This is a genomic window from uncultured Microbulbifer sp. (assembly GCF_947489355.1).
In the GTDB taxonomy this organism is placed as follows: Bacteria; Pseudomonadota; Gammaproteobacteria; order Pseudomonadales; family Cellvibrionaceae; genus Microbulbifer.
In genome coordinates this window covers 1-11,489 of sequence record NZ_CANLDD010000029.1, presented here as the reverse complement: position 1 = coordinate 11,489, position 11,489 = coordinate 1, and the positions used below count along the sequence as shown (strand labels likewise).

The window sequence follows — 11,489 nt, the reverse complement described above, 5'->3', positions numbered from 1 at the left end:
AACCAACCCGGAGCTTCGTCCTATCTGTCTTTCCCGCTTTAGCTGCTATGTACCTCTAATGGTGAGTCTGCCAACGCTCTCAGCAGTTGACTCTGACTGGGGTTTTGGTGTCTTCAGCCAGCGCGAGTCCAGCGCCGGACCTCATACTTGAGAATCATTCCCTCCAGTACCTCCCGAATAATTGCCTGCTCCCCGTCTTGAAGCTGTTCGATGGCCTCGAACAGTAGCCGGGTCTTATTGGAGGGGCCGCGCTCGCTCTCTTCGAATACCAATTCATCCAGGCTTACATGCAGTGCCTTGGCCAGCTTTACCAGCCCTTCCAGGGTCGGCTGTGCCGCCCCGGCTTCATATCGTCGAACTTGGTTGATGTGGAGGCTGGCGGCATCTGCCAGCCCTTGCTGGGTCAATCCCTGCCTCCTGCGAATCTGAATTAGTTTAGCCGGAAAGTTCATGGATGCAACTCACGCGATGGAAGTGGCCATGAGCTTAATCCTCCAGCCCAAAACAGTTTGACAAGAATACCTTAAGAGGATTTAAATAAAAACCTAGAAAGAGTATTGACAGGATTTTGCCAAAATGGGGAAAACACCATGGCACGCATCGCAGATGAGGTGATCGAACGAATCAAAACAGAGGTGTCATTACAGCGGCTGGTGGAGTCCTACGGGGTCGCGCTAAAAAAGCACGGCGCCGACCGGATAGGCCGCTGCCCCTTCCACGACGACAAAACCCCCTCGCTGGTGGTAAGTCCCAAAACCAACCTATGGCACTGCCTGGGCGCCTGTCAGACAGGCGGCAGTGTGATCGACTGGGTAATGAAAACCGAAAAGATCAGCTTGCGCCACGCGCTGGAAAAGCTGCGCGACGACATTCCCGCCTTAGCCGCCTCATCCACCCCGCCCGTCGCTAAGCCTGTTGCCGCTACTGCCCCGAACCCTTCCGCACTCTCCGCCGACTTGGAATCCCACCACCTGCTGGGCCAGGTGATCGACTATTACCGCCAAACCCTGCTGGCCAGCCCGGAAGCGCTGGACTATCTGCAAAGCCGTGGTTTGGGCGACCACGAACTGATCGAACGCTTCAAACTCGGCTACGCCAACCGCACCCTCACTTACCAACTGCCCCCCAAACGGCACAAGACCGGAGCGGAGATCCGCGCGCAACTGCAAGCCTTGGGTATCCTGCGCCAGAGCGGCCACGAACATCTGAACGGTTCTCTGGTTGTGCCGGTGTTTAACCGGGCGGGCCAGGTGGTGGAAGCCTATGGCCGCAAGCTGCGTGACGATCTTAGAAAAGGCACACCCAAACACCTGTACTTGCCCGGTCCGCACCGGGGTGTGTGGAACGGGGAGGGCCTGCAAGATCATCGGGAAGTGATACTTTGCGAAGCACTGATCGACGCCATGACCTTCTGGGTCCACGGCTACAAAAACGTCACCGCTAGCTACGGTACGGCGGGTTTTACCGATGACCACCTGGCACTGTTGCAGAAACTGAATATCCAGCGCCTATTGATCGCCTATGACCGCGACCAAGCCGGCAACAGCGCCGCGCAGCAGCTGGCCAAAAAACTCCAGGCCGAGGGCGTTGCCTGTTACCGCTTGCTGTTCCCGAAAGGCATGGACGTAAACCAGTACGCACAGGAAGTGACCCCGGCCAGTAAAAGCCTGGGTATGGTGATCCGCGCGGCGGAATGGATGGGAGCAGGCCCGGCACCGGAGTGGCAGCTGGATATTGAAGCTGTCCAGCCACAGCAAGACCCCCAACCACAAACCCCGCCCACTTTGGCCGCCAACCCGGAGCCCAACCCGCGCTTTGATGCACAGGCAGAAGTACCGGTCGCAGAGACCCCGGCAATACCAGCCACCGCCGTACCACCCACACCGAAAAACCTGCCCGAACCCCAGCAATCCGAGCACGAAATCACCATCATCTTCGGAGAGCGTCGTTACCGGGTGCGTGGTTTACAGAAAAACACCAGCTACGAAGTTTTAAAAATCAACCTGTTGTTACAGTGTGACGAACGGGTTCATGTAGATACCTTCGACCTGTACAGCGCTAAATGCCGGCAGGGGTTTGTACGCATGGCGGCTGCGGAATGTGGTATTGAGAACAAGGTGATCCAGCGCGACCTGGGGCAGCTGCTGTTGCAGCTGGAAACCCTGCAAGACCAGACCATTCAGGAGGCACTCAAGCCGAAAGCGCTGGCCAGCTACCGGATGGAAGACGATGACAGGAAAGAAGCATTCACGCTGTTGCGCGATCCCACCTTGGCACAGCGTATTGTGAGCGACTATGCCCAAATCGGATTGGTAGGTGAACCGGCCAATGCCTTAATGGGCTATCTGGCCGCCGTCTCACGCAAGTTAAAAACGCCGCTGGCAATCATTGTGCAGAGTACCAGTGCCGCCGGCAAAAGTGCCCTGATGGATGCGGTATTAAAAATGGTGCCGGAAGAGGACAAAGTGCATTACTCCGCCATGACCGGGCAGAGCCTGTTTTATTTGGGGGAAACCAACCTCAAACACAAAATACTGGGGATTGCCGAAGAGGAAGGGGTCCGGCAGGCCGCTTATGCCCTTAAGCTCCTACAGAGCCAGGGCGAACTCACCATTGCCAGCACAAGCAAAGACCCGCACAGCGGCAAGCTGGTGACGGAGGAATACCGGGTGGAAGGCCCGGTGATGCTGTTTCTGACCACCACCGCTATAGACCTTGACGAAGAGCTGTTAAACCGTTGTGTGGTGCTCACCATTAACGAAAGCCGGGCGCAAACGGCGGCGATCCAGCAGCGCCAACGCCAAGCGAGAACGTTAGACGGCCTGCTCGCCAATCATCAAGCTGACCGGCTGATCCGGCAACACCAAAACGCCCAGCGGCTGCTCAGGCCCCTGGCGGTAGTCAATCCCTATGCACAGCAGCTACGCTTTGCCGACAGTCGCACCCGCACCAGAAGAGACCATGAAAAGTACCTCACGCTCATCGACAGCATCACATTACTGCACCAATACCAGCGTGGAATCAAAACTGTTGCGCACAACGCGCAGCAGATCGACTACATCGAGACCACGCTGGACGACATCGCCCTGGCTAACGACCTCGCCCACGACATTCTCGGTCGCTCCCTCGACGAACTGCCACCGCCCACCCGAACACTCCTGCAACACCTGCACACGCTGGTCGCGCAAAAAGTCAAAACCGAAAGCCTGCGTCAGACAGAGGTACGCTTTACCCGTCGGGAAGTGCGCGAAGCAGCGGGACTGTCGGACAAGCAGGTACGGGTGCACCTGGGTCGGCTAGTGGAGTTGGAATATGTGCTGGCCCATCACGGCAGAAACGGCCAGCGCTTTGTGTATGAGCTGGTGCTTGATGGTGAACTGGAGACCAACCAGGCGCAACTCATCGGCTTAATCGATGTAGAGCAACTCCGAAAACACAAAAAAACTGCTCCTACGACTGACAACCTCGTGGCCTCGGGCAGCAACCTCGTGGGCAGCTCGTGGCCTGCTAGTGGTCAGCTAGTGGCCACCTAGTGCATAGGGGAAAACCCCCTCTAGCCCAGTGCTGATAAGGCTTTGGGGCAAGTGATGGTGAAATCCGGAAAAAATGCACTAATACGGGAAAAAATAAAAACCAATCGTACCGTACCAGCAGACTGGTCAGTGAGGCATGCTATGCCCTATCTCGAACGCACACCAAAAAAACCCAGCGACCCCCGCGCACTGGAAGCCTACGCCCTGGCTTACAAAGAACAACTGCAAGCCCGGCACTACGCCAGCCAAAGCGTACAATACAAACACGCCGCCCTGGGCTGGTTTATCGACTGGTGCCACGAGCGCGGAGTGGATCGTATCGAGCAAATCACCCGGCCGGTGCTGCAACGCTATCAACGGCACCTGTACCACGCCATCAGCCGCACCGGCAAACCCCTATCGGTGGTGAGCCAACGCAACCGCTTAACGGCGGTTCGCACTTGGTTCAAGTTCCTGATACGGGAAAACCTGATCCTGTACAACCCGGCCAGTGAATTGGAACTGCCCAAAGCGGAAAAGCGCTTGCCCAAACACACCTTGACGACGGAAGAGGCGGAGCTGGTGCTATCACAGCCGGATATTGAAACGGATCAAGGCATCAGGGATCGCGCCATGCTGGAAGTGTTATACAGTACCGGCATAAGGCGGCAGGAAGTGATTAACCTGGCCTTGCCGGACATCAACACCGGTGCCGGTATACTGTCGGTACGACAGGGTAAGGGCAAGAAAGACCGCTTTGTCCCCATCGGTGAAAGGGCGCTGATCTGGATTGACAGATATCTGGAGACTGTACGCCCACAGTACAGCTTACCGAGCAGTCCGGACGCAGTGTTCCTGGATGAAAATGGCAAGCAACTCGACCCGCACAAAGTCAGCCGCGCGGTGAAAAAATATGTAAAGCAAAGCGGCATTGACAAGGTGGGCTCCTGTCACCTGTTCCGGCACACCATGGCGACGCTGATGCTGGAAAACGGCGCGGACATCCGCTTTATCCAGCAGATGCTGGGCCACGCGATGCTGTCCACAACCGAGATTTACACCCATGTAGCCATCCACAAGTTAAAGGAGATCCACACCGCGACGCACCCGGCGCGGGCCGACCAGTACCACAATGAGGGTAAGCCGGAGCCGAGCGAAAGCGACCTGCTTGCCACCTTGGCCGCTGAAGCTGCCGAGGAAACAGGCGAGGGTTGAGTGTACGGCTGCTGGACTCAGTGTCACCAATCCGCCTGTCACATGGCTTGCAAAAACGGCAAGCCAAGGTGCCAGGCTCGCCCCATGCCGTTGGATAGCACAAACCGTCCGTTCAGCCTCCGCCACAGTCGTGGCTCCGGGCAGCTCTCCGCTTCGCTACGAACTGCACAGGAAAAAGGCCGCAGCTAACGCAAGCTCGTGCCTGTCACCCTGCTTGCAAAAACAGCGCAAGCAGGGCGCCAGCCCCAATCTTGCCTTAGCAGCCCTGTCCTAGCCATGCCTCCCCCGGCGCGCAAAAAACGCGCACCTCCCCGCCCGAAAAACCCTGCCCGCCGGCGCGGGCGAGCCCTACGCCGGCTGGGGGGCCGCTGGCCCCAATAAACGCCGTGCCCGCGTAAAGTCTTTAAGCGGGCAGGTCGGGCTGGTCCCATGGTGTTTACCCCCCGCCTGTCGGCGCGCCCCCAAGGGGGCTCACTGCGTAGTGGGTTTATCCAGTATGCGCGGAATAAAGCCCGGCGTCCTTGCCACCATCCACCGCCGCGCCGGAGTGCCACACAAAAAACCGTGAGCACTGTTTGCCCTCCCATTGTAACGACGTGCTCACACCGTCAAGGGCAAGGCAAGTCGCAAAAAACGCGACCCTTGACGGTGCTGTGCGCGACGTTCCTGGGAAGGGCAAACGGTGCTCACTCCGAGGACTGTATCAGCAAAAGGGTAAACCCCATGCACATCACCATAAACCCCGAAATACTGAAAGAGCTGGAATACCTAATTGAGCTGCACCAGCAATATGGCGCAATAGAGCAAATGGACAGCGTTGAATCCCTGATCCGCTATGTCATGACCAAAGTGGCCGATGGATCGCGCAGGCCGGGCGCCTGGGAGCGTCAAATGCTGGACATGATGGGGCTGGTAGCCGACTGTGACGCGCACAATTACTACCGGGCACAGTACGGCAAGTAATGGCTCAAGTCGCTTCACAGCGGCTTACCCAGTGGGCGCTGCGGCGTCCACTACTCGCATGCTGCCCATCCCACCTTCCAGCGCCACGCTCAAGCTAAGGCCGCGGCAAGCCGCGAACGCTGTTTACCTTGGGCTCCGTGCCACCGGGAAACCCCGTGTCTGCTGTGTGTCTCCTCAGCATAACCCCGTGCTCAACCTGTAAAGGCCAAGCCGCTGCGCGGTGCTGCGCAAAAGACGCTACGCAGCCTTGACAGGTCTGCGCGCGAGGTTGTGCCCGGAGCCCACACAACAGCCACTCAGGAGAAATGGCTATGCAACAGAAACTCCAAGATCAAATAAACCAGTTGCCGCATCCCTTAGACAAAATCCTTAACACCGCCTACAGCTTGCTCTGTACCGAAACAAACGGCGCCAGTACCAGTGAGCAGATTGCCGCTGCCTTCGTACTGGAGCGCATGGAATATCTGCCGCAAGACTGGGACGTTATCGAAGCCTGGGAGCGCCTGAATATTGAAAGGCAGCTCTACGTCAAGCACTTGAGGCAGGAATACTGGCATCTGATCGAAGCCATCGAAGAAGCGGCACCACCGTTTTAGCCGCCAAACAGGAGGGGCCAGGCCCCTCCGCTTTAATCGCTTGCGGGCAAAAAAGTGCCTCAAGGGAAATTTTTTGGTAAGGTCGATCTTTGACAGGGAAAAATTGCTGCAAGCGCTTGATCCCTCAAGGGAAAATCGCTTCCGCACTACGACTGCACGTCAGGCGCACCCATCTTCTCAAATGGCGCCGCAACGGTTGCGTTTGCGGCGGTTGTGAGTTCGATGGGTAACGGTGACAATGTTTTAGTTACTGGTGAGTGTGGTGGGGATGCTCCACCAACTGATGCGAGTGATCCAAGAGTTGTTCGACCAGAAATAAATTTTGATGAGTCCTTCTTAGATTCTGGTTCAGCTAGAGAGGCATTGAATACAGATATTATGGCTGCAAAAGATGCCGGTAACCCTAGGTTAGAATATGGGGGGATTACGGTTTCGCAAACAATCGACGGTCAAACCCTATACTACAATTCGAATATTGTGACCAGTGGCAGCTCCAGTTGGATCGCTTGGAGTAAAACGCACTTATTAAACCTGAATGTAAATACGCCTCTGATCGCGTTAGATCATTTTCACCCCTTAGTTAGCAGTGGACGGGGGATAAATCGTATTAAAGCAGTGCCGAGAGCATTTTCAGATGGAGACATGGTAACGTACCGTGGGTTAGTAACTGGAGGTGCAACTCACTTTAGTCGCTAGACTGGAGGCTGCATCCCCAGTCGTGAGATGAAGTGCCTCAAGCTGCAATCACAACCCGGCGTCTGCCCAGTCGCTTCCCTTCGCGAACACTACACTCATCCAGTTTGCTAACTTGCCCTGTTCCAGCGCTTCGACTTATTCTTCTGGATAATCGCGTCCAGCATCTCAGAGACCAGTTTCTGCTCAGAACGAGGCAGTTGTCGTATCTGCTCCACCTGCCGCAGCAGTTTGGGCGCTGGGCCGCGCTTCGTTGGCTTATCTTCCATCCCCACCAGCGTATCCACAGATATACCAAACAAAGTGGACAGCTTCGGCAGCATTGAGACGGACACCTTACGTCGCCCCACCTCGAAAGCCTGCATGTACTGCTGGGAGATCCCCAGGTACTCCGCCAACTGCACCTGAGTAATACACAACTCCTTGCGGAGGCCGGCGATACGCTGGCCGAGCTGTTTAAGGAATACCTGGTCGTCTTCAATCATTTTGGCGAGTTCATGGTCAGTCGCTGATGATATAAGCCTACCCCTCGTTTTAGTAGTGTTTTGGGTGGTTGTTGCAAATACTTCTAATGGGAGTATTATGCCTCCAGATTATTTTTTTGCAAAACCTCTTGACAGGATTTTGGCCAAAATGGGGAAAACACCATGGCACGCATTGCAGACGAGGTAATCGAACGCATTAAAATAGAGGTGTCATTGCAGAGGCTGGTGGAATCCTACGGCATCGCGCTTAAAAAGCATGGTGCCGACCTGATAGGCCACTGCCCCTTTCACGATGACAAGACCCCCTCGCTGGTGGTTAGCCCCAAAAGTAACCTCTGGCACTGCCTGGGCGCCTGCCAGACGGGCGGCAGCGTGATCGACTGGGTGATAAAAACCCAAAAGGTCAGCTTCCGCCACGCGGTGGAAACGCTCCGTAAAGACATTCCCGCCTTAGCCGCCTCACCCACACCACCCGCCGCCACTACTGCCCCGAACCCCTCTGCACTTTCCGCCGACTTGGAATCCCACCAGTTGCTGGACCAGGTGATCGACTATTACCACCAGACCCTGCTGGCCAGCCCCGAAGCGCTGGACTATTTGCAAAGCCGGGGGATCGGCAACCGCGAACTGATCGAGCGTTTTAAACTCGGCTAGTGGTCTTGACAATCTTATTATTACGCAAACTATAGTTAATGGTGAGGGGGCTATCGTTAGAAGGCAGCAAGGTCCACCGGGGTTTTAATTATTATGAAACCTGTATTACTTTATTTAAAAGAGCTTTTTTCATATCGATTTTTCTTAAGTGGTTTTTTTGGGCTGGTAGCGTATTCAACCTATTTTTTTAGAGTTGAGTTGGGAAGGTTCGGCTGGATTCCTCTCGTAATTTTGGTGGTATGGGTAATCTCTAGCATAATTTTTTTTGTAGCCAAAAAAAGAAAGTTTATGTAAAGCTTTGGAAGAGTCAGCTATCGGGGCACCTATTGCAACTTCTAGCAATAACCCTCTTTTCCGTCAGTTAACAGTATTAAGATCCCGGCAGAGCAATCTACCGGGGCTTTGATATTCTGAGAAGAGGCTTGTCAAGAAGCCTGTTGCTGCTTAATCAGTGCCTCCAGCATCTCTGAAATAAACCTTTGTTTGCTTCGAGGCATCAAGCCAATCTGTTCAATCTGGCGCTGTAGTGTGGAGGCTGGGCCGCGCTTCTTTTTAACTGCCGATGCAGAACCTTCAATCAGTTCCTCGAAAGATGCTCCTAGTGTCGTGGCCAATGGCCTCAGCAGGGATACGGCAACCCGCAAGTTACCACCTTCATAGTGCGCCATGGTCTGCTGAGCGATCCCCAATATCTCGGCAAGTTGAACCTGAGTTAACCCCTGATCCTTCCGATATTGGGAGATTCTTTGCCCCAGTGCCCGGTAAAACTGCTTATCCTCTGGCGTCATGCTATGAACCCACTTTTGATTGACCGCCATAGGATATCCCCCGGGTTTTAGGCTGGAGTTGACAGTACCCTAAAACAGAGTACCCTGCAACAGGGTTATTTTTACTCTTTTGGGGTTGACAAGGTTTTAGCCAAGTGGGGGAGCAGCTATGGCGCGCATCGCAGGCGAGGAGATCGAGCGAATCAAGGCGGAAGTGTCCCTAGAGCGGCTGGTGGAAGCCTACGGTGTTGAGCTTGCGCGCCACGGCAAAGACAAGGTGGGCCGCTGCCCCTTCCACAACGACAAGACCCCCTCGCTGGCCATTAGCCCCAAGACCAACCTATATCACTGCTTTGGTTGCGGTGCGGCTGGCAGCGTGATCGACTGGGTGATAAAAACGCAGGGGAAAAGCCCCGGCAGAGCCATCTGCCGGGGCTTGTTATTTAACCCCTTCAATCAGCGCAATGTCCTTCTTGAGCAGGTCATTGACCAGGACATTGAGCTCAACCCCCTTGGCCTTGGCTCTGGCCGAGAAATAATCCAGCACCTCGGCATCGAGGTAGAGGGGCAGATGCATCTTGGCGCCGGCATCGTAGAACTTGCCGCGCTTACCTTTGGAAAAATCGTACTCGTCACGCATGCTGTTCACCCGTTCTGATACTGCGTCATCTCGTGTCTGGTGGCGTGCCTGGCGGAGATCAGGCGGATCACCACCGCATCGTCCGCCTGTTGCTGGCGGTAAGTATGTACCACCACCAGGTAATGCTGCCCGTTGACCTGCCCGAGGGTAACCCAGCGGTCTTCCTCGTGGCTGGAGTCGTCCTCATCGTAGATGGTCAGGGCCATGGGGTCCCGGAACACCTCGCTCGCCAGCTCGAAGCTGACGCCATGCTTGCGCAGGTTGCCGCGGGCCTTGGCCGGGTCCCACTCGAAATTATATTGCATCCCTCAGCCTCTCCTCGGCGCTCAGGCGCGCTTGTTGCCGATGACCTTGCTCATCTGCGACTTCTTCACAAGGCTGTCGATCACCAGGATCAGGGCCCGTTGTTCTTCGTCGGAGAGGTGATCTACTTGCTGGTAGAGACTGTAGAGCTCGGGGTTGTGGATCTTGGGCTCGCTCGGTTCCTTGCGCCCCGCCAGCTCATCCAGGCTCACCTGCAGGATATCGGCGATCCGGATCACCGTATCGAACTGGGGGGCGGCGGAGCCCTTCTCCCAGCGGTTGTAGACCCGGGGGTCCACTTCCAGCAGTTCAGACAGGCGGGCCTGGGTGATATTGCGGGCGGAGCGCAGCAGCTTGAGCCGTTCGGAGAAGACCGACATATCCAGTAAACCGATCCAGGAATGAGGTGCCGGCATTGTAAGACCCCCTGCGGATGTGCCTTGCTTAAAATCTACCAATAAGTTTATAGTTAAATCTATCTAAAAGTCTATTGACGGGTTTTTGGCGAATCGGGGGAAGCATGGCGCGTATCGCGGACGAGGTGATCGAGCGGATCAAGGCGGAAGTGTCTCTGGAGCGGCTGGTGGAGCAGTTCGGCGTCGAGTTGAAGAAACGCGGCGCGGACCTGATAGGCCGCTGTCCCTTCCACGACGATAAGACTCCCTCGCTGGTGGTGAGCCCCAAGAGCAATCTGTGGCACTGCCTGGGCGCCTGCCAGACTGGCGGCAGCGTGATCGACTGGGTGAGGTCAGCTTCCGCCACGCGGTGGAAAAGCTCCGTGACGACATTCCCGCCTTAGCCGCTTTATCCACCACCCCCGCTGCCAAACCTGCCGCCGCTACTGCCCCGAATCCTGCGGCACTCTCCGCCGAACTGGAATCCCACCACCTATTTACGCCAAGTCATCGACTATTACCACCAGACACTACTGGCCAGCCCGGAAGCACTGGACTACCTGCAAAGCCGAGGTCTCGGCGACCGTGAGCTGATCGAACGTTTTAAACTCGGCTACGCACGCGGATTATTCCATAATAAACTCGAATGGAAAGATTATTAGAACGAGCAATCCACTAAGGGATCACTTTAATTCCGACCACTTCTCATCTACAGATTTTAGAGGGATTGCGACGGATGCAGGTACGAATGCTGCATATCGTGGATATTTGGGCACCCCAAGCGGAGTATTTAGGGCCTATGATCCGGTTGGTCAACGGGAGTACATATTAAACCCATGAACGTCGTACGAATGGTGGCTATAGTAGCGTTATTTATTAGCGGTTCTATAGTCGCAGCAGACCAAGAGGTTAGTGTGTTGAAGAAAGAAATATCTTTGACTGGAGAACAGCTTGTTGCCTTTAAGCTCGCTCTGGATGAACTAAAAAAGCGTAACCTTGGCACTCAGAATTATAAAGGTACGTTGTATAAATTTGGAGAAAATTACGTTGTGATTTTTGAAGATCCGGCGTCGCCTACCGGCCAAAGAGGAAGTGCAAGTAAAGTACGAACCTTTGAAGTTGAGCTAAGCCCAAATCATGAAGTGGTAAGAGCCAGCTTCTCTAAGTAAATATCTTTAAAAAAGATGAAATGTAGTAGTTCAGACTTGATCTGACAGTTACCGGTTTTTCTGACGGTGGTCTGTCAGGTCAGGTTCAGTTCACGAA

14 protein-coding genes are annotated in these 11,489 nt (G+C 55.1%); 9 read left to right on the top strand and 5 right to left on the bottom strand.

What is annotated here, in order from left to right; genetic code table 11:
- Nucleotides 1–113: 113 nt before the first annotated feature.
- Nucleotides 114–452, bottom strand: a complete 339-nt coding sequence (locus tag Q1A48_RS12535) for a helix-turn-helix transcriptional regulator (protein ID WP_299945305.1) — start codon at nucleotides 450–452, stop codon at nucleotides 114–116.
- A 138-nt stretch (nucleotides 453–590) separates the two neighbouring features.
- Between Q1A48_RS12535 and Q1A48_RS12530 the strand changes: the two genes are divergently transcribed.
- The 5 genes from Q1A48_RS12530 (at nucleotide 591) to Q1A48_RS12510 (ending at nucleotide 6,982) form a co-directional block, all read left to right on the top strand.
- The gene (locus Q1A48_RS12530) at nucleotides 591–3,533 is read left to right on the top strand and encodes a CHC2 zinc finger domain-containing protein (protein WP_299945303.1); all 2,943 of its coding nucleotides are present in this window, start codon (nucleotides 591–593) and stop codon (nucleotides 3,531–3,533) included.
- A 141-nt stretch (nucleotides 3,534–3,674) separates the two neighbouring features.
- Entirely contained in the window at nucleotides 3,675–4,727 is a 1,053-nt protein-coding gene (gene xerC / locus Q1A48_RS12525) for a site-specific tyrosine recombinase XerC (RefSeq protein ID WP_299945300.1), read from the top strand.
- A gap of 723 nt (nucleotides 4,728–5,450) precedes the next feature.
- On the top strand, nucleotides 5,451–5,690 hold the full coding sequence (locus tag Q1A48_RS12520) for a hypothetical protein (RefSeq protein WP_299945298.1): 240 nt from the start codon (nucleotides 5,451–5,453) through the stop codon (nucleotides 5,688–5,690).
- A gap of 311 nt (nucleotides 5,691–6,001) precedes the next feature.
- Nucleotides 6,002–6,286, top strand: coding sequence for a hypothetical protein (locus Q1A48_RS12515; RefSeq protein WP_299945296.1), 285 nt, complete (start codon nucleotides 6,002–6,004; stop codon nucleotides 6,284–6,286).
- Between the two features lie 222 nt (nucleotides 6,287–6,508).
- Nucleotides 6,509–6,982, top strand: coding sequence for a hypothetical protein (locus tag Q1A48_RS12510; RefSeq protein ID WP_299945294.1), 474 nt, complete (start codon nucleotides 6,509–6,511; stop codon nucleotides 6,980–6,982).
- Nucleotides 6,983–7,089: 107 nt separating this feature from the next.
- Here Q1A48_RS12510 and Q1A48_RS12505 read toward each other — a convergent pair whose 3' ends face one another.
- The gene (locus tag Q1A48_RS12505) at nucleotides 7,090–7,464 is read right to left on the bottom strand and encodes a helix-turn-helix transcriptional regulator (protein WP_299945292.1); all 375 of its coding nucleotides are present in this window, start codon (nucleotides 7,462–7,464) and stop codon (nucleotides 7,090–7,092) included.
- Between the two features lie 162 nt (nucleotides 7,465–7,626).
- On the opposite strand from Q1A48_RS12505, the gene Q1A48_RS12500 reads away from it, so the two are divergent.
- Nucleotides 7,627–8,118, top strand: coding sequence for a CHC2 zinc finger domain-containing protein (locus Q1A48_RS12500; RefSeq protein ID WP_299945289.1), 492 nt, complete (start codon nucleotides 7,627–7,629; stop codon nucleotides 8,116–8,118).
- A 425-nt stretch (nucleotides 8,119–8,543) separates the two neighbouring features.
- Here Q1A48_RS12500 and Q1A48_RS12495 read toward each other — a convergent pair whose 3' ends face one another.
- The gene (locus tag Q1A48_RS12495; protein WP_299945287.1) at nucleotides 8,544–8,936 is read right to left on the bottom strand and encodes a helix-turn-helix transcriptional regulator; all 393 of its coding nucleotides are present in this window, start codon (nucleotides 8,934–8,936) and stop codon (nucleotides 8,544–8,546) included.
- A gap of 118 nt (nucleotides 8,937–9,054) precedes the next feature.
- Here Q1A48_RS12495 and Q1A48_RS12490 point away from each other — a divergent pair, with 118 nt between their 5' ends.
- On the top strand, nucleotides 9,055–9,543 hold the full coding sequence (locus Q1A48_RS12490) for a CHC2 zinc finger domain-containing protein (protein WP_299945285.1): 489 nt from the start codon (nucleotides 9,055–9,057) through the stop codon (nucleotides 9,541–9,543).
- Here Q1A48_RS12490 and Q1A48_RS12485 read toward each other — a convergent pair.
- Nucleotides 9,531–9,830 carry a BrnT family toxin gene (locus Q1A48_RS12485; RefSeq protein ID WP_299945283.1) on the bottom strand — a complete coding sequence of 100 codons (300 nt, stop codon included), beginning with the start codon at nucleotides 9,828–9,830 and terminating at the stop codon, nucleotides 9,531–9,533. The genes Q1A48_RS12490 and Q1A48_RS12485 overlap by 13 nt on opposite strands.
- 21 nt (nucleotides 9,831–9,851) lie before the next feature.
- Nucleotides 9,852–10,244, bottom strand: coding sequence for a helix-turn-helix transcriptional regulator (locus Q1A48_RS12480; RefSeq protein WP_299945281.1), 393 nt, complete (start codon nucleotides 10,242–10,244; stop codon nucleotides 9,852–9,854).
- A 104-nt stretch (nucleotides 10,245–10,348) separates the two neighbouring features.
- Here Q1A48_RS12480 and Q1A48_RS12475 point away from each other — a divergent pair, with 104 nt between their 5' ends.
- Entirely contained in the window at nucleotides 10,349–10,627 is a 279-nt protein-coding gene (locus tag Q1A48_RS12475; protein WP_299945279.1) for a CHC2 zinc finger domain-containing protein, read from the top strand.
- A gap of 432 nt (nucleotides 10,628–11,059) precedes the next feature.
- Nucleotides 11,060–11,392 (top strand): hypothetical protein, encoded by a 333-nt coding sequence (locus Q1A48_RS12470; RefSeq protein ID WP_299945277.1) that lies wholly within the window; start codon nucleotides 11,060–11,062, stop codon nucleotides 11,390–11,392.
- The last annotated feature ends 97 nt before the right edge of the window (nucleotides 11,393–11,489 follow it).